The sequence below is a fragment of the Thiohalocapsa sp. genome (genome assembly GCF_022340605.1).
Taxonomy (GTDB): Bacteria; Pseudomonadota; Gammaproteobacteria; order Chromatiales; family Chromatiaceae; genus Thiohalocapsa.
Window position 1 is genome coordinate 1 of record NZ_JAJDNQ010000119.1, and the last position, 17000, is coordinate 17000.

Consider the following 17000-nt stretch of genomic DNA (forward strand, 5'->3'; position numbering starts at 1 on the left):
GTTCCCGAGCACCAGAAAACGTCGTCTGTACCCGTTTCCTCGCTTCTAAGCGCATAGCGCTTGGTGTCGGAGTGTGCAATGTGAGACCTGACCCCACTGACCCTCTCTCTCTGGGATGCCGGCGGTCCCAGTTGGCCGGCAGGATGCCGGGGGTCCCGGCGAGCCGGCAAGATGCCGGCGCTCCCGGCGGGCCGGCAAGATGCCGGCGCTCCCGGTGGGGCCGGCTCGCTTTGGCCGGCATGGGCGTCGGCATGCTGCTGCGCGTTGCACAGGTGTGCTCGTGCCACGGGGCCTGCACGCCAGGATTGGGATGACGCATACTCACTGACTTGGCCTGTCATTCGACGTTGCGACGCCCGGGCCCGGGCACCCGCCGCAGCCCAGGCGATTGCGGGCCACCCGGATCAGTCGCGCCCCGGAGAGCCTATGCCCAACGATCTGGTGATGGTGCTGCTGCTGCTGGCGGCGGCGATCGGCATGTTCGCCATCAACAAGCCGCGTGTGGACGCGGTCGCGTTGATCATGCTGGTGTTGCTGCCGTTCACCGGCGTGCTGACCATGAACGAGGCGCTCGCCGGCTTCAGCAACCCGAACATCGTGCTGATCGGCGCCATGTTCGTCATCGGCGAGGCCCTGGCCCGCACCGGCGTGGCCCGCAGCATCGGCGACTGGCTGGTGCGGTATGGCGGCAACAGCGCCGGTCGCCTGCTGTTGTTGCTGATGCTCGCGGTGGGCTTTCTGGGCTCGGTCATGAGCTCCACCGGCGTGGTGGCAATCTTCGTGCCCATCGTGCTGCGCATGGCGAGCCGCAGCGGCATCGCGCCCGCCGAGCTGATGATGCCGATGGCCTATGCGGCGCTCATCAGCGGCATGATGACCCTGGTGGCCACCTCGCCGAACCTGGTGATCAACTACGAGCTCGTGCGCAGTGGCGCCGATGGCTTCGGCTTCTTCACCTTCACCCCATTCGGTGTGCCCGTCCTGATCGTCGGCACCCTGTACATGCTGCTGCTGCGCCGCTGGCTCGGGCGGGAGGCGCCGGATGCCGGCGCCGCGCCGCTGCGCCCGGACCTGCGCAACCTGGTGGAGCACTATGCCCTCGGCCACCGGGAGTATCGCGTGCGGGTCGAGCCGGGCTCGCCGCTGCTCGGGCGGCGACTCGGCGAGCTGGACCTGCCGCGCAGGATCGGCGCCAGGGTCATCGTCATCGAGCGCGGCAGCGGGCGCGCGCGGCGCCTGCTGCCACGCACCGACGACAGTGTGCTCCAGGCCGGTGACGTGCTGCTGATTGACATGGACGACGATACCGCCGATGTCGAGGCGCTGTGCCGGGAGTACGGCGTCGAGTTGCTGCCCCGTTCTGGGTCCTATTACACCGGCCGGCCCCAAGACGTGGGCCTGGTGGAGGTGATGCTGCCCTACCAGTCCGTCTTCGTCGGCAAGACCGTCGCCGAGGCGGAGGCGATGGCCCAGTCCGAGCTGACCCTGGTGGGCATGCGCCGGCGCCGCGGCGTGCTGGAGCCGCATCACCTGCGCGAGAAGGTGCTGAAGGTCGGTGACACGCTGCTGTTGGCCGGGCCATGGCGCGCCATCCGCCGGCTGCAGAAGGGCGGCCAGGACCTGGTCCTGCTGAATCTGCCGAAGGAGTTCGACGAGTACCTGCCGGCGGCCAAGCGCGCGCCCTATGCGGTGTTCACCCTCATCGCCGTCATCGTGCTGATGGCCACCGGCATCGTACCAAACGTTCAGGCGGCGCTGATCGGCTGCCTGCTGATGGGCCTGTTCCGGTGCATCGACCTCGACGGGGCCTACCGGTCCATTCAGATGAAGAGCCTGATCATGATCGTCGGCATGATGCCCTTCGCGCTGGCGCTGGACCGCACTGGCGGCGTTGACATGGCGGCGGACTTCCTGGTGGCGGTGCTCGGCAACAGCAGCTCGCACCTGATTCTCGCGGTGCTGTTCGCCATCACCGTGCTGCTCGGCATGTTCATCGTCAATACCGCCAACGCGGTGCTGCTGATCCCGCTCGCGCTGGCGGTCGCCGAGGAGCTCGGGGCGTCGCCCTATCCCTTTGCGATGATTGTCGCGCTGGGTGCATCCGCCGCCTTCATGACCCCGGTCTCTCCGGTGAATACCCTCGTTACCACGGCGGGCAACTACCGGCTCGCGGACTTTATCCGCATCGGCTTGCCGCTGACGCTGATGGTCGGGGCGCTGAGCGTCGTGCTGGTGCCCTGGCTGCTGCCCTTGTATCCGGCGGTTTCCGGTTCCGGATGAGCCCGCCATGTACCAGCCCTTCCAGCAGGCATTTCTGATCATCCGCACCGGCGTTGAACTGTGGCTGGAGCACAACGCGTTCCTGCATGCCGGCGCGCTGGCGTTTTTCACTCTCTTCTCGCTGGCGCCGACCTTGATCATCGCCGTCACGGTTATCGGCGTCGTGCTCGGCGAGGGCGCCGCGCAAGGCCAGATCGTCGAACAGCTTAAGGGCGCCATGGGCGTCGATGCCGCGGTGTTCGTCGAGCAGGCCATCCTGGCAGCGCGCATCGACGAGGCCGGGCTGATGCCCACCGTCGTCGGCGTTGGCGCACTCCTGATCGGCGCCACCACCGTCTTCGGCCAGTTGCGCTATTCGCTCAACGTGCTCTGGGGCGTGCGGCCCGGCCCCGGGCGCAGCAGGTTCACGCCGCTCACGCAATTCGCCAAGACGCGCCTGCTCGCCCTGCTCGTGGTGCTGCTGATCGGGCTCGGCTTCCTGCTCTACTTCATCGCCGTCACCGGCCTCCAACTCGCGGTGGCCTATTTTCACCTCAAGGGCTGGGACCTACTGCCGGCGCTGCAACTGGACATGCTGTCCTGGGCCGCGCGCAGCGCCGTGGCGGTCCTGATCACCACGCTCTTCATTGCCGCCCTGTTCAAGGTCCTGCCTGACCTGCTGGTCACTTGGCGGGACGTCCTGCCCGGCGCCCTGGTCACGGCACTGATGCTGACGGCAGGGCGCTACGGCATCGCCGCCTTCCTCTCCACCACCGCCATCGCGTCCGCCTATGGCGCCGCGGCCTCGCTGCTGGTGATTCTGATGTGGGTCTACTTCTCGGCCCTGTTGCTGTTGTTGGGCGCGGCGCTGACGCGCGCCTATCTCGGCGTGCGCGGCCCGGCGACTCTGCCCGGGTCGTTGTGATGCCCGTTCGCGTCGCGACGCATCGACGGCGACTCTCGCGAGCCGCGAGGCCGACGCTTTTGATTGCCAACGCACACGCAATGACCATGCGCTGGTTGCTTGAGATCAATCATTGGCAGCTGCTGCTGCCAATCGTTTCAAACCGGGCAAATCGACCGCGACGCACATCTGCTCGATGCTTCGCCACAACGCCTTACGGTCAGGGTGCCGCTGCGCCATGTCGTGCGCCCACTGCTGAAGCCCTATGATCTGGCCAATGGCAACCATTTCCCTCAATCGTTTACGCTCCTCGGCGAGCAAGGCCGTGGATAGCGACGTCGGCGTAGGGCTGGCCGTCTGCTCGCTCGGGGATTCCACGTCATATTCCCAATCCAGCCCCAGGAATTCGCCTAGGATTGTCGCCAACGTCCACTCGCTCAGGGGTTTCATGGCAAATCGATCGAAGTTCAGGCCTTCGGGAAAGCTGTCGGGTCTTTGCACGGGCGCGGCCGAAATCAATATGGCCGGCGCGTTGCGACCCTGTTCTGATGAGCGTAGCGCTTGCAGGAATCCCCAACCGTCCAGTCCCGGCATGAATTGATCGACCAGGATCGCATCCACGCCCGGGTCCGCGGTCCGAAAACGCGCCAGCGCTTCAGCGCCATCGCTCGCCACCAGGACTTTGAATCCCCAACTGCGGCAGTTTTCCGCCAGGAAGCCGCGGCTGGTCGGTTGATCGTCGGCGATCAGCAGCGTCCGTCGCCGGCCGAGGTAACCCACGATGACGGAATCCTCGCCGCCGTCCTGGTCCGGCGCCGGGCTGATGGGGAACCGCAGCTCGAAACTGAAGGTGCTGCCGGGGTTCTGGCCTTGACTGCTCTGCAGCGCGATCGTGCCGCCCATCGCGATCGCCAGTTGCTGAGCGATCGCCAACCCAAGACCGACGCCGGGCAGGCCGCGGTGCCGCTCGAGGCGCTGAAAAGGCTGAAAGACGGCGGATACCTTTGCCGGGGGAATGCCGATGCCGGTGTCTTTGACGCGAAATCTCACCAGGCAGTCGGCGCCTCGCATGGAAACCGGCGTGGTCGGCGGCTCGGCGAGCTCGATACGCAACTCGATGCGGCCGTCCTCCGTGAACTTGAACGCGTTGTCCAGGAGATTACGCAGGATCTGGGTCAGTCGCGGCTCATCAGCCACGACCCAGTCGACATTGGCGGTATCGACCGCGACGACGAAGTCGTTGTTGCTGCGTTCGGCAACCGGCTGGTACATCGCGGTCAGGTTTTGCGCCAGCCGCGCCAGAGACAGCGGCCCGGGCTCGAGCACGATGGGCTTTGCTTCGCCCCGACTGTACGCCAGGATATCGTCAATCAGACGCAGCAGATGATTGCCGCTATTCTGGATGATGCTGAGTTGGTCACGCGCCTGCGCCGGTATCTGGCGAGCGAGCAGCCGGGCGTAGCCAAGAATGTCGTGCAATGGCGAGCGCAGATCGTGACTGACCGCGGAGAGGAAGGCGGACTTGGCCTGGTCGCTTTCGCGGGCGCGGGCGGCCGCTTCGCTCAGCGCGCGGGTGCGGTCCAGGACCGCCGCCCGCAACCGCGACTCCAGGTTGATATTCAGCTGCTGCAACGCCTCCTTGTTCTGTTGCAGCTCCATTTGTGCCTGTTGCAGCGCATCCTTTTCGCTTTGGAGGCGAACCTCGGCCTGCCTCAGTTCCGACTCGGTGCGCTGTCTGAAGCGGATTTCGCGAGCCAGGCGCCGGTTCCAATAAAAAAACGTGAGAATGACCAACAAGGCCGCGGCGAAAACCTTCCAGGCCAGCGTATAGTCCTTGCGCGGCTTCATGTCGAGATGAATCCACTTGCCGATGATCGCATTGCGATCCGCGGGCGTCATCGCCGCAATGCCTTTGCTGATCAGCGCTGCCAGCTCTGGCCAGTCTCGCCGCACCGCCATGGCCTGGGTGTTGATGCCATAGCGGGTGGGCGCGGCGACCGTGAGGTTGGTGAGGCGATGCTCTTTGACCAGATAGGCACCGACGGCGAGGTTGCCGACGTAGGCATCGGCTTGCCCCGTCGCCAGCGCCATCAGCGCATCCAACGCGGTTTTGACTTCGGATACATGAATCCTGGGGAAATCGTGTCTGATCTTCTTGGCGATCAGAAAGCCCTTTTCCGCGACGACGGTCTTGCCAGCGAGGCTTTCCAAGCCAATAATAAAGGGGCTTTCCAGGCGCGTAAAAATGACCCAGGGGGCGCTCAGGTAATCATCCGTGATAGCAAAGCGTTTCTCCCGCTCCGGTGTGCGCGTGAACGTCAACAACAGATCATAATACTGGTGCTCGCCGGCGACATCCGCGGCAGCGGCGCCAAAGGACATGTCGGCGGGTATGTATTGGACGTCGAACCCGAAATGCTCGGCAATGTGCTCGAGATAATCCACCGCCAGACCCGCCATGCGCGGATCTTTGATCATGTAGGGGGGGTAGTTGGCGACGCGGGCGCGGACCTTGTGGTTGGCGGCCAGCCAGGCGCGCTCCCGGTCCGTCAGCTTCGGCTGCGTGGCGTCTTGCGCCCGCGCTGTTGCCAGGCGAGGAGTCACTAGCTCGGAGGCCAGTAGTATAAAGAGCAACAGGACCAGTGCGACCTTCATGCGCCACCTCGTCCATATCAGCCGAAACCCGAGTGCTGACGGATGAGTTTGCAGAGAGTCTCTACATACAAGCACCGGCGTCGTCAGGGAAGCGCCGACTTATCGGTATTTCCCGTGTGGGCCAGGACGGTCCACCATTTGCACCGGCCTAAGCCGCTGAAAATGGAGGAACTCGGAAACCGCGTTTGCGGGTTCCGTTCGATCTTTGGCCAGGATGGCCAACAAATCGGTGTCTCCTTGCTCACGCGCTTCACGGGCCATCGGGGCCGGGCGAGCGTCTGTGGGCCTTGGAGTTGAACTGGCCGACGCGCCGCCGCGTGTGCGGCGCGGCACGGTGCAAGTCATCAGGGACTGTATTGCCGGCCGCAGGCTTGTCCAAGTCGTGAACGACGAGCCGTGCCAAGCTGGGCGACAGACGGAGCAGGGGCGCGGCAGACGGGGTTGCACGACGCCATGCGTACGAGCGTGGCTAGTGCGCACTCCTCCGGCGAGAGGGCGATGGGCAGGCAAGTACAGCGTCCGCGAACAACCGTTCCCTCTCCCTGCAGGGTCCTTCCATGACGACGCCGACTCAATGGGGCTCGAAGACTGTTACCCGAGCCTTGGTCGGATTCACTCTGCAAGCTGAGTGTTCGTTCATCGATGCACAGATGCAGTCGGGGCGCCTTCTGCGCGACGGCGACGGTGCTGCTATAGTGATTCATCGTGCGCGGCGCCAGTCCTTTTGATTGCGACGATGTTCGTGATCGGCCTGGGCCTGGCGCACGGGCCTTGATCACTATCCCGGCCAGCCGTTGCTCAGTCCTACGTAGACAGGGCTTCCAGCCCTGATTCTATAAGGCCAGGATGGCCTGACTACGCGGCGAGCCCGCGCAGGTGGCCGGAACGATGATCAAGGCTGGCGCACGGGTGTCGTCCAACGCCCGGTCGACTGGCTCGTGAACCGTGGCGACAATCGGGCCGCGCGAATGGTGGCGCTGTTGATCGACATCCCCGCGAATGACGACGACGCCGAGCTGGCCGCATTCCCTGGCGACATGGCGGTGTCGATCGTGCTGCCAACGACGCCGGAGGCATTGATCAATGAACCGTTCACCTGATCCCGCAGTGCTCGATATCCGCATTGGCCGGGTCGAGCAATTATTCCAGACGTTCGATCCGTCGCCTTTTCGCGATCGCGATCTCGATCCGAAGGCCACGCAGTATATCGTCGATTGGGCGCGGGGGCTCAACCGCAAGGTGGCAATCGGCATCCATCTGCATGTGCAGGCGAAGGCGGGAGCCGCCGAGGACGTGCGGAGCGCTGTACGCGGCTACTTCGAGCATCGCGCCGATGCGGCCGTGCGCGAAATGCGCGAGCTATTCCGACTGGGTCGCATCTACCTCGTGATCGGACTGCTTATCCTGGTGCTGTCGTTGGTCGGCTCCGAATTGGCGGTAAATCTGTTCGGCGAGAGTCCATCGGTCTCGATTATTGCCGAGAGCTTGGTCATTCTCGGCTGGGTGGCAAACTGGAGGCCGCTGGAGACCTTTCTCTATGAATGGTGGCCGCTGCGCAGAGATATCGTGCTGTTCCGCCGCCTGGCCGCTGCGCAGGTGGAGGTCAGCGTCGCGAGTTGATGATGGGGTCAGGGCAGGGGGTCCGCACAGCGGATCCTTCGCGCGGCGCCGGCGTCGCGCCTGGTGTGGCCTCGCGCACGAGCTGGCATAACGCGGACTGAGCTTTGCTTGTTCCGGGCGCGCGCCGCTGGCGTCGCGGCAAGCGTGCAAACAGCCCGGCTTCAGGTCGCCTGTGCTTGGTTCGCGTGGCGCAGGATGAGCTCTTGCGTCGGGTATGCGAAGGAGATGCCGGCTTCTTCGAAGCGGCGGTGAATGTTTATGTTGATCGCCTGCTGTGCATCCATGTAGACCGTGTAGTCCGGGCTGAGCACGTAGTAGACGATTTCGAAGGTGAGGGCGAAATCGCCGTATTCGAAGAAATGCGCCCGGTCGAACCGGGTCCGCGGCACCTCTTCCACGGCCGCGCGGAGCATGCCGGGCATCTGCTCGATGAGGTGGCGGGGCGTCTGGTAGATGACGCCAATGCGGAACGCGATGCGCCGTTCCCGGAATTGCTTGAAGTTGTGGATGCGGCTGTTCAGCAGGTCGCTGTTGGAAAGCACGATCTGCTCGCCGGAGAGGCTGCGGATACGGGTGGTCTTGACCCCGATGTGCTCGATGGTGCCGAGACAGTCGCCGGCCTTGATAAAGTCGCCGACACGAAACGGCTTGTCGAGGATGATCGCCATCGAGCTGAAAACGTCGCCCAGGATGTTCTGCACGGCAAAGGCCACCGCCAGGCTGCCGACACCCAGTGCGCCCACCAAACCGGCAATTGGATAGCGGAAATAGGCCAGCAGCGAGACGCCAACGGTAATCCATATGCCGACGCGGATGAAGAACATCAACAGCCCGTAGCCGGTGACCGTCGAGGGATCGCGCATCTCCTGACGCGTGCGCCGGCGACTGAAGTAGTCCAGCATCGCGGCGTTCGCCCAGATCCCGAGCTGGGCATAGAAGGCGACCACCAGGAGTGTCCATAGCCAGCCCTGGAACGTCGGGCTTGCGAGTCCGGAAAAGGTCATCGCCACGTAGAAGGCGGCGATGAGCACGAAAATCTGACTCGTATTGCCGGCGATTGCGGAAAGGGCAAGACGAAGGTCGCCGGACTGAGCCTTCGGGCTTTTCGCCTTGCGGCGTTGCAAGGCGCGCCGGGCACCCATGCGAATCAAGGAGACCACCAAGAGCACCACGACGAACATTGCGAGCGCGGTCACCAGTTCGCGTACACGGATGCTCTGGTCGTCAAACTCGAGCACTTCAGCATCCCACCAGCGCTCGAAGGTCTCTTGCGCTTGCAGGAGCTGCAGGGAAACGTGCCGCGCTTCCAGGCGCTGCGTGAGCTGGTGGCGCATGCCCTGAAGCAATGAGATCAACTCAGCCTGAATGTCGAGCAATTCGCGCCCATGCGCCTCCGCCGACTCCTGCGCCGCGCTGCGAGCCAACATGGCTTTGCGAACCTCGTCGCCGAGGGCCGGATCGCGCAAGCGGCGCGCCTGGGCGAGCTGGATGGAGCGCAGCGCGTTGAGCCGCTCGACGACGCTTTCCTTGTCACTGCGCGCCTCCGCGAGTTCTTCGGTGACCTGCCGCAGGAAATGCTTCATGTCCACCGATTCGGGGTCGTTCATGAGCTGGGAGCGCAGCTCCCAAAGCGTGCGCATGCGCGAGAGGATGTCCAGCGCGAGGTCGAGGTTGTCGACGCTGGAGCGGGCCGCGACCAGTTGAGCCTGCCGGGCGGCGACCCATTCGCTCAACGCGGCCTGATCGGCATTGGCGCTGGCCTGGGCGAGCCGGCGTTGCGCGCGATACAGGTTCGCTTCGGCCTGATCGCCCGTGCGTTGCAGGGTCTCGATCTCAGCGCGGATCTTCTCCTGGAGCTCGGTCAGTTTCGCGAGCTGCTCCTCCAAGGCTTCGCGGGGCAGGACGACGTGCTTCTCCACAAAGCGGATGCGTTTGGCCAGCAGGGCCTGCTGGACCTCGCCAAGATCATCTTTGACGCGTGCGAGCTTCTCGGCGCGCTCGGACGCGGCCAGTTGCTCGCGCGCGCGCAGGTCGTTCAGCCGCGCCAGCTCGAGGGCCTCTTGGAGGGCGGCGCGCTCTGGCTCGGGTGCCGCGTGAGCGTCGGCCTGCTTGAGTCGGTCTCGCGCCGCGCGCCGTTCGCGGATGAGCTTGGTCAACTCGCTTGCGGCGGCATCCCGACGTCGCTTGGCGGTGGCGAGGCGCGTCTCCTCGACCGCCTCAACACCTTGCTTCAGGGACAACTCGGCCTGAAGCCGATCGAGCAGCGAGACCGGGAACGGCGGCCCCTGGCCGATGTCGTCGGCCGCGACACCTTCGGCTTGCCCGCGTACTTGCTCGCGCTGGGCCTCTGCTTCCGCCAACCGGCTCGTCAGTGTGGCGTTGCGCTGCACTGCGGTTCGCAGCTCCTGTAGGGCCTCCATTCGTTGCTCGATCCGGGCAATGGTCGCTTGCAGCGCGGCTTGGTCCACGCGGGGTCCGGAGCCGGCCATTTCGCTCTGATTCTCCCTGCGCTCGCCTTGGTCTCCGCTCTGCTCGCTGCTGTGGCGCTCGCTTTGATCTGGGCGCTGAGTTTGCTCGTCCGCCTGCTCGGCGACCGGGCTCGCGGCTGCACTGGTTGCCGCCTCGAGCTTGGCGTTCGCAGCGGCGAGCTGCGCGTCCATGTCAGCGAGCCGCGCATCGATGAGGTCCAATGCCTTCTGGAAGTCGCCGGGCGCGCTCATGGGCCACGGCAGCCCCGGCAAGCCGATGGCGGCGGGGTCGAAGGGCAATTCGGGGGCGGGTGGCGTCTGCGGCGACGCGTCTTCTGGTGCGCTCACGGCGGCGGACTGGACATCCGCCGGCGGCTCAGGCTGTGAGGCTGCTGCTGCGCCGGCGAGCGCCGGCAGCAAACCCAACGAGAGGAGCAGCAGCGTGCAGCCGAGGGAGCGCGTGCGAAATGCCATGAAAATGCAAATTCCGAGTTGTAGCTACCAGTCGGCCGCGGATAGCACGACGAGCGCGTCTTCGGCCGCGAGGTCGAGCTCTTCGTCGCGGCCGGGATTGAGCAGGATGCCCCCGGTCTTTTTGCGTCGGTCTTGATCTCGGCGCAGGCCGAGGGCGACATCGCCACGGGCGTCCACGGCCTTCTGCAAGTCGGAGAAGACATGGCGACCCGGTGACACATCGTAGTCGGCGATCCCGCGAAAGACGATATCGCAGCCGCCCGGGCTGAAGAGCTCGTCGAACACGCACCGCAGCTCCCGGCGCAGCGCCACACGCGCCACGATGTGGCTGACGACGCGGGAGGTGACGACGATCTCGGTCTGCTCGTTCTCCAGTCGGTGCTCGAACAGGCGGCTGTTGTCCGGATCGGTCAGTTCCATCAGCACGTGTGGGCCAGTGGTTTCGGCGGTGAGTTGGCGCAGCAACAAATGGGCCAAAATGGTCCGCGCGTCGGACTCGGAGCTGGTCTTGAGCTTTTCGCTACGCAGCAGCAGCACATTGTCGTAGCCGGTTGGATCAATGCCCGCCAGGTAGGCCGGAACCGTATAGTCGAATTCGTGCTGGCCAATCTGGACGCGGTCCGCCGCAAGCTCCTCGGCATCAAGGCGCTTGCGGCGCTTGGCCGCCGGGACCTCGGAGACGATGTCGATCTCGAAGGTCTCGCGTGGATGCGAGGCGAATTCTTTCAGATGTAGCCGAGCACGGTGACCGCCGTGGCCACCGAAGCCCGGGCGACGCCGACGTCGTCCCCCAGATAGCCGGGGTCCGTCAACCGCAGGAAGGCCCACCACACCGCCTCGCCGATGGAGTCGAACCCCGGGGCGATGGCGCGCACTAGAGCGCCGGCGATGACCGCGACGGCAAGGATCAGCCCGAGGATGATGGCGAAGCGGGCGAGGGCGCCGCGCATGACCACCTGCTCGAGGCCGAATGTCAGCCAGTGCCTGATTCTGCCCAGCATGGATGCCGCGACTCCCGGTTGCTGCCGACTGCGAGCCGAGCCTGCGGCGCGCAGACCTCGCGGACTCAACGGTCCAGCAAGTCGTTCAGGGCAATTCCGACCGACACGGCGTTTTGCTTGAAATTGTAGTCGAGCAGCGTATCGCCATAGCCGGTGAAGCCGACCACGTAGCCGCGCAGCGGTCCCAGCAGACGCGGGGTCATCCAGGTCACGCGCAGGGCGCCCTTCTTCTGCGCCAGATTGCCACGGCCCGTCAGTGTAAAGCTATGGCCGTGCCATTTGTACACGGCAGTCAGGTCCCCGTAGCCGTAGTAGTCGATGATGTCCGAGTTGTCGGAGTCGGCGCTGTCGTCGTCGATGCGGATCCACGGGCGCAGCAGCAGCGCGAAGTTGCCCTTTTCCACGCCGATCTCGGCGACCAGCCGATCCCAGCTGCGCGAAATCGGGTCGGCGCGCCCGTTGGACTCGTGGGTGTAGCCGACGCTGAGCAGTTGCCAGTCGAATCCGCCCCAGTGGAGCTTCGGCTGCCAGGCGAGCTTCAGCTCCGGCTCGTAATTGGTGTCGCGGAAGGGGCTGGAGATATTGCCGTTGTAGACCTGCCAGAAGCTCTGTTGAGTGTAGGCGAACCAGGCGCCCCAGCGGCGGTCATTGCTGGCCCAGAAGCGCGTCTTGAAGCTGATCTGGAAGGCGGCCTCCACCTTGTCCAGATCGCTGTTGTCGGTCTTGAGCGCGGTGAAGATGGGCGTGAATGGCTGGTCATTGGTGCGGCTCTGCCAGCGCACCGGGTTCAGATAGTTCGGGCGGTACAGTTTGATGAGATAGCGATCGCTGTCCGGATCGAAGCTCCATGCGCGGGTCAACAGCGACGTGCCGGACGCGCCGCCCGCGCCGGCGGAGGCCGCTGGAGCCGCGTCCGCTACCGTTGGCGCGGTCATCGCGGGCGCAGGGCTCGGTGCGGTCAGGATGGGCGCGTGGGCCGCGATGGGCGTCGCCGGTGCCCGCCCCATAAAGCGGTCGTAGCAAGCGAGCCGGGCCTGATCATCGTCGATGGTCGAGCATGCGTTCAGGGCGTCGGGGCTGTCACTGCTCGCTGGCGCACTCGCGCAGCACAACAGCAGTGCCGCGAGCAGCACCGCGGCATTGATTGCTGGCGTCGAATCACTCATGGTGCTTTGATGGTGATGAAATGTAAGCAGGGGCCTGTGGGCGATTGCCATGTACGCGGACCATTGCACAGACTATTGCGGAGACCATTGCGTACGATAGCGATATCAGCGCCGAATGGCAGACTCGATACTGTGCCGTGACGATTAGAAAATCAGCACTGCGCCCATTCGGCGACAGCGTGGCGTCAGGTCGGTCGCCTTTGCTTGGCAGGCGCAGCCATTCATCCGGTCCGGCACGATGGGATACGACCTGCCGCAGCGCGGTCTCAGGCCGCCGGCATGCGCTCGCGGCAAGCGCGTCCCGTGCCATTCATCGCTATCGCGCCCGCGGCATCCGCGGCAGCGGCCGCGGCGTCGGTGCAGCCTTGGCTGTGCTGCTCGCATGCCTGTGTTTACCCGCGCAGGCCCGACCCGATGCAACCCAGTCCGATGTGGACCGGCTCGATGCAATGGGGCTGCTCTACGAGGTGACGATCGCGTCGGTGGGCGATGCCACGATCGATGCGGCCGTGGAGCGGGCATCGATGCTGGTGGCGCTGCACCACGCGCGGTGCTGGTGCGTGGGCGAAACATCGATGCCGAGCTCGGAGGTAGCGTGCACCTGAAGGGCAGTGGCGCGTCGCCGGTGGCGGAGGGCGGACGCCAATTGAGCGAGCGTGTCTACCTCGGTGCGCGGCAGGGCCTGGAAGGCGGCGAGCCGCGGGCGGTGCTGGGGGGCGCCGCAGATCCGGTTAGAGAGCGATGTGGGCAGTCGCGGCGCCGCTGCCGGCGCCGCCTTCGAGCTCGAGTACTGACGGTGGGGTCTCTTGGCTGGCACCGGAAACGCCGGAGTGTCGGCGTTTCCGCGTGATCGTCAGTCGATGTTGCCGCGGCGATGTTGATCAAATAGGAAACCGCCCACAGCGCCGGCGCCGGCGCCGATCGCGGCGCCCCGACCGGCATTGCCGCTAAGCGAGCCAATGGCGGCGCCGGTGGCGGCGCCCATCATGGCGCCGCTGCCGGCGCGGCTGGTGGTGGTTTCGCCGCAAGCCGTCAGTGCGAGAACGGACAACAGCAGCAAGGGCAACAGGCTGTATTTCATTTTCGAAGTGCCTCCGGGCGTGTCATGCGGGTATGAATGCTGATTTGAATGCTGATTTGAATGCCGGGGGTGGCGCCGTCAGCGGCACGGATAGGCGTCGGCCAGGGCACGGACCAGGCCAACGACGGGCTGCTCGCCCATCAGCTTGGCGTCGTCCTTGTGGACGGCTGCCCAGCTCAGAAAGGCGAGGCGGCCGTCCTCGATGCTGGTGCCGCTCGGGTAGCAGATCAGCCGCTTGAGATGCTTTTGGTCGGAGACTTCGTCGTGGTACTGCACGGTGGCCTCGATGAATCCGGTGCAGGCCAGCTGCGCGTTGCTGGCGGCCGGGGCGGAGCAGACGGCGACGAGATCCTCCGTCGTGTCGAAACGCAGGTCGTCGCTGGTGACCGCCAGCACCGGTGTGGCGACCGGCAGACTCAGCAGCAGGATTGCAGAAAGAAGCGGCAGGGGTCGAAGAGTTCCCATCGGAATAACGCCTCCATTGGGCAGGAGCGTGGGTTTGTTTGCTCGGACCGGCGGGTCACGGAAGCCCGCGGTCCGGCATGCCAAGGAGCTACCGATTGATTGGCCCTCCGGGCCAACAATCGGCCGGAACCCGAACGCGGGTTCCTTCATTTTGAGCCGCTTGGGCCGCTGAAAATGGTGGGCCGCCCTGGCCTACAGGGGAAATGCCAATCAATCGGCGCTTCCCTAAGCGTCGCGGACAGTACGCAAGGCGGCGTGCGGGCGCAACTTGGCGACGTTGCTCGGGCGTTGCGCTGGCGGGGCGATGCGCGCCCCTACCGACCTATCCGGATGCCTTGTTTTCATGGGAATTTCGGCCGAGAGGCGTGGTCGAAAGCCGGAATCACGCGGCCGTTCCGCCAGGGCCGCAGCGTGCGCCGATTCTGAGCCGATGCGCCCGAACTATCAGCTTTGATGCTGGCGCGCCGCCGGGCCGTCGCCATGCCGCGATCGCTAAAAGAGACCACGCTCAATGACTTGCCGAATGGTCGCGGCCTCGGGGCGCACCTGTGCCAGGCGACGGCGGGGCAGGAAGAGGACTTTGCCAGCGACCCGGCGACTCGCGTAACGTTGTCACGCTTTGAGGGGATCTCGAAATGTTCGAGGTGCCCTTGAGAACGGCACCAAGGCTGAAAGCGGTCGGTCAGCACATGAGCACTCTCAAGCCGAGATCGCGTCGGCGCATGTCGGTCGCGACGCAGGTCTTTATCGGGCTCGGGCTCGGCCTGTTGACCGGCCTCTTTTTCGGCGAGCGCGCCGCTTTCCTACGAGTCGGCGGCGATATCTTCATCGCCGCCCTGCAGATCACGGTGATTCCGTACGTGATGGTGGCGCTGATCACCTCGCTCGGGCGGTTGGATCTGCAGGATGCCAGGAACCTGGCCCTCAAGGCCGGCAGCATTTTGTTGCTCCTCTGGGCCATCGGTCTCGCCATCGTTTTCCTCGCGCCACTGGCCTTCCCGGATTGGCCGTCGGCGTCCTTCTTCAGCACCAGCCAGATCGAAGACCAGCCACCGGTCGACTTTCTGCGCCTGTACATTCCATCCAACGTCTTCTACGCGTTGTCCAACGCCATCGTCCCGGCGGTGGTTATCTTCAGCATCCTGTTGGGCGTCGCGTTGATCCAGGTGCCGGGCAAAGACGGGTTGCTGGATGTCTTGTCCACGGTTGGCGAGGCACTGATGCGCGTCACGGGCTTCATTGGCCGGCTCGCACCCTATGGTGTCTTCGCCATCACCGCCGCGGCGGCCGGCACCATCGACGTGGGCGACCTCGCCAGGCTGCAAGTCTACCTGGTGCTGCACTCGTCCCTCGCGCTGCTCCTCAGCCTGTGGATCTTGCCGGGGCTCGTGGCGTTGCTGACGCCGCTTCGCTACTGGGATGTCTTGCGTGCGTTCCGCGGGCCGTTGGTGACGGCCTTCGCCACTGCCAGCCTGCTGATCGTGTTGCCCGTACTGGCCGCGGACGGCAAGCGACTGCTGGCCGAGGCAGACCCGGAGACGAGCAAGCCGGACCCGGAGGCCAAGTCGGCCATCGACATCCTCGTGCCGGCGGCCTTCCCGTTCCCGAACATGGGTCTGATCATGGCCTTGCTGTTCGTGCCTTTCGCGGGTTGGTTCATCGGTGCAGGGGTCGACGTCGTGGACTATCCGATCATTGCCGGGGCCGGCCTCGCGAGCCTGTTCGGCGGCACGGTGCTGGCGCTGCCATTCCTGTTCGATCTGCTGCGGATGCCGGCGGATCTGTTTCAGGTGTTCGTGACCATGGATGTGGTCGCGGCTCGCTTCGGGACCCTGGCGGCAGGCATGCATGTCATCGCCCTGGCGCTGATCGGCTCCTACGCCATGCAGGGTCGGCTGCGCGTCGTCCCGAAGCGGCTGCTCGGCTTCGTCGTGATCACGCTGGCGCTGCTGGCCGCGATATTGATCGGCGTTCGCGCCTTCTATACCCATGTCTTCGTAGCCCCGTTCACCACCGATAAGGTGTTGGCCGGGTTGGCGCTGCGGGGCGAGCCGCAGCCGCACCAGGTGTTTCGGGCATGGCCCGGGACGCAAGCGCTGCGGCGCGGCGCCACAGCGCTCGCCCGCATCCAGGACAGCGGTGTGTTGCGGGTCTGCTATCGCGGCAGCGATTATCCGTCTGCGTTCTTCAACAGTGCGGGCGACTTGGTGGGTTTCGACATCGAATTGGCCCACCGCTTCGCGCGGCATCTGTCTGCACGCATCGAATTCCTGCCGGTGCAATCCGCTAAGGATGCTGCCCGGCGGCTGGATGCAGGCGGTTGTGACGTCTTCATGTCCCTGCTACCCATCGCGCCGGAGACGACACTGAATTTCACGCTGACACAGCCGGTGCTGAACGGCGCGGTGGGCTTGGTGGTGGAGGACTGGCGCCGGCGCAGCTTCCGCACTTGGCGCGCAATTCGCGCGCAGAGTGACTTGCGCATCGCGGTGGCCGACGAGCCCGCCCAGTTGCAGTTTCTATCGCAGCTGCTGCCGCACGCCGAGCCCCTGCGGTTCACCGACAACGCCGAGTTGAACGCACTACTGGCCGCGCAACCGCCGGCCTTCGACGCCCTGCTGATGTCCGCCGAGGAGGGCGCCGCCTGGAGCATCCGTTTCCCCCGCTACACCCTGGTTACGCCAACGCCGATATTGCTGGCGCCGTTCGGGTATGCGGTGGCAGCGGGAGACAGCGAGCTGTTGACGTTTTTCGATGCCTGGCTGCAGAACGCGCGCAGCGCCGGCATTGTCGATAAGCTGTATCGCTACTGGATGCTCGGCGAGATTGATGCGACACGGCCGCCGCGGTGGTCGATCGCACGCGACCTGCTCGGGTGGCTCGATTGAGCCGAGCGCCGCTTCATGC

General features: G+C 65.2%; 14 protein-coding genes. 7 read left to right on the forward strand and 7 right to left on the reverse strand.

Annotated features, from left to right (window positions below):
* The first annotated feature begins 426 nt into the window (after positions 1 to 426).
* Positions 427 to 2280, forward strand: coding sequence for an SLC13 family permease (locus LJE69_RS15255; RefSeq protein WP_296926622.1), 1854 nt, complete (start codon positions 427 to 429; stop codon positions 2278 to 2280).
* A 7-nt stretch (positions 2281 to 2287) separates the two neighbouring features.
* Positions 2288 to 3184 carry a YihY/virulence factor BrkB family protein gene (locus tag LJE69_RS15260; protein ID WP_296926624.1) on the forward strand — a complete coding sequence of 299 codons (897 nt, stop codon included), beginning with the start codon at positions 2288 to 2290 and terminating at the stop codon, positions 3182 to 3184.
* 105 nt (positions 3185 to 3289) lie between these two features.
* Here the strand turns inward: LJE69_RS15260 and LJE69_RS15265 are convergent, their stop codons facing one another.
* The gene (locus LJE69_RS15265; RefSeq protein ID WP_296926626.1) at positions 3290 to 5818 is read right to left on the reverse strand and encodes a transporter substrate-binding domain-containing protein; all 2529 of its coding nucleotides are present in this window, start codon (positions 5816 to 5818) and stop codon (positions 3290 to 3292) included.
* A gap of 968 nt (positions 5819 to 6786) precedes the next feature.
* Here LJE69_RS15265 and LJE69_RS15270 point away from each other — a divergent pair.
* On the forward strand, positions 6787 to 6918 hold the full coding sequence (locus tag LJE69_RS15270) for a hypothetical protein (RefSeq protein WP_296926628.1): 132 nt from the start codon (positions 6787 to 6789) through the stop codon (positions 6916 to 6918).
* On the forward strand, positions 6902 to 7438 hold the full coding sequence (locus LJE69_RS15275) for a hypothetical protein (RefSeq protein WP_296926630.1): 537 nt from the start codon (positions 6902 to 6904) through the stop codon (positions 7436 to 7438). Before LJE69_RS15270 ends, LJE69_RS15275 begins: the two co-directional genes overlap by 17 nt.
* 161 nt (positions 7439 to 7599) lie before the next feature.
* Here LJE69_RS15275 and LJE69_RS15280 read toward each other — a convergent pair whose 3' ends face one another.
* Positions 7600 to 10380: a mechanosensitive ion channel domain-containing protein gene (locus LJE69_RS15280; RefSeq protein WP_296926632.1), complete on the reverse strand. Its 2781-nt coding sequence runs from the start codon at positions 10378 to 10380 to the stop codon at positions 7600 to 7602.
* A gap of 24 nt (positions 10381 to 10404) precedes the next feature.
* The gene (locus tag LJE69_RS15285; RefSeq protein WP_296926635.1) at positions 10405 to 10917 is read right to left on the reverse strand and encodes a hypothetical protein; all 513 of its coding nucleotides are present in this window, start codon (positions 10915 to 10917) and stop codon (positions 10405 to 10407) included.
* Positions 10918 to 10977: 60 nt separating this feature from the next.
* Here LJE69_RS15285 and LJE69_RS15290 point away from each other — a divergent pair, with 60 nt between their 5' ends.
* Complete coding sequence (locus LJE69_RS15290) at positions 10978 to 11115, forward strand: hypothetical protein (protein ID WP_296926637.1); 138 nt, start codon at positions 10978 to 10980, stop codon at positions 11113 to 11115.
* On the opposite strand, the gene LJE69_RS15295 is transcribed toward LJE69_RS15290, so the two are convergent.
* Complete coding sequence (locus LJE69_RS15295; RefSeq protein ID WP_296926639.1) at positions 11106 to 11381, reverse strand: hypothetical protein; 276 nt, start codon at positions 11379 to 11381, stop codon at positions 11106 to 11108. The genes LJE69_RS15290 and LJE69_RS15295 overlap by 10 nt on opposite strands.
* A 65-nt stretch (positions 11382 to 11446) precedes the next feature.
* Positions 11447 to 12547 (reverse strand): phospholipase A, encoded by a 1101-nt coding sequence (locus LJE69_RS15300; RefSeq protein ID WP_296926641.1) that lies wholly within the window; start codon positions 12545 to 12547, stop codon positions 11447 to 11449.
* A gap of 137 nt (positions 12548 to 12684) precedes the next feature.
* Here LJE69_RS15300 and LJE69_RS15305 point away from each other — a divergent pair, with 137 nt between their 5' ends.
* On the forward strand, positions 12685 to 13152 hold the full coding sequence (locus LJE69_RS15305) for a hypothetical protein (protein ID WP_296926643.1): 468 nt from the start codon (positions 12685 to 12687) through the stop codon (positions 13150 to 13152).
* Positions 13153 to 13400: 248 nt separating this feature from the next.
* On the opposite strand, the gene LJE69_RS15310 is transcribed toward LJE69_RS15305, so the two are convergent.
* Both LJE69_RS15310 and LJE69_RS15315 read right to left on the reverse strand, forming a co-directional pair.
* On the reverse strand, positions 13401 to 13628 hold the full coding sequence (locus LJE69_RS15310) for a glycine zipper family protein (protein WP_296926645.1): 228 nt from the start codon (positions 13626 to 13628) through the stop codon (positions 13401 to 13403).
* A 78-nt stretch (positions 13629 to 13706) separates the two neighbouring features.
* Positions 13707 to 14093: a Rap1a/Tai family immunity protein gene (locus LJE69_RS15315; RefSeq protein ID WP_296926647.1), complete on the reverse strand. Its 387-nt coding sequence runs from the start codon at positions 14091 to 14093 to the stop codon at positions 13707 to 13709.
* Between the two features lie 722 nt (positions 14094 to 14815).
* Between LJE69_RS15315 and LJE69_RS15320 the strand changes: the two genes are divergently transcribed.
* Positions 14816 to 16981 (forward strand): cation:dicarboxylase symporter family transporter, encoded by a 2166-nt coding sequence (locus LJE69_RS15320; protein WP_296926649.1) that lies wholly within the window; start codon positions 14816 to 14818, stop codon positions 16979 to 16981.
* Positions 16982 to 17000: the final 19 nt, after the last annotated feature.

Excerpts from the sequence above, each read along its gene's own strand:
- LJE69_RS15255 (WP_296926622.1), top strand. The coding sequence starts at position 427 with ATGCCCAACGATCTGGTGATGGTGCTGCTGCTGCTGGCGGCGGCGATC.
- LJE69_RS15260 (WP_296926624.1), top strand. The coding sequence starts at position 2,288 with ATGTACCAGCCCTTCCAGCAGGCATTTCTGATCATCCGCACCGGCGTT.
- LJE69_RS15265 (WP_296926626.1), bottom strand. The coding sequence starts at position 5,818 with ATGAAGGTCGCACTGGTCCTGTTGCTCTTTATACTACTGGCCTCCGAG.
- LJE69_RS15270 (WP_296926628.1), top strand. The coding sequence starts at position 6,787 with ATGGTGGCGCTGTTGATCGACATCCCCGCGAATGACGACGACGCCGAG.
- LJE69_RS15275 (WP_296926630.1), top strand. The coding sequence starts at position 6,902 with ATGAACCGTTCACCTGATCCCGCAGTGCTCGATATCCGCATTGGCCGG.
- LJE69_RS15280 (WP_296926632.1), bottom strand. The coding sequence starts at position 10,380 with ATGGCATTTCGCACGCGCTCCCTCGGCTGCACGCTGCTGCTCCTCTCG.
- LJE69_RS15295 (WP_296926639.1), bottom strand. The coding sequence starts at position 11,381 with ATGCTGGGCAGAATCAGGCACTGGCTGACATTCGGCCTCGAGCAGGTG.
- LJE69_RS15300 (WP_296926641.1), bottom strand. The coding sequence starts at position 12,547 with ATGAGTGATTCGACGCCAGCAATCAATGCCGCGGTGCTGCTCGCGGCA.
- LJE69_RS15310 (WP_296926645.1), bottom strand. The coding sequence starts at position 13,628 with ATGAAATACAGCCTGTTGCCCTTGCTGCTGTTGTCCGTTCTCGCACTG.
- LJE69_RS15315 (WP_296926647.1), bottom strand. The coding sequence starts at position 14,093 with ATGGGAACTCTTCGACCCCTGCCGCTTCTTTCTGCAATCCTGCTGCTG.
- LJE69_RS15320 (WP_296926649.1), top strand. The coding sequence starts at position 14,816 with ATGTCGGTCGCGACGCAGGTCTTTATCGGGCTCGGGCTCGGCCTGTTG.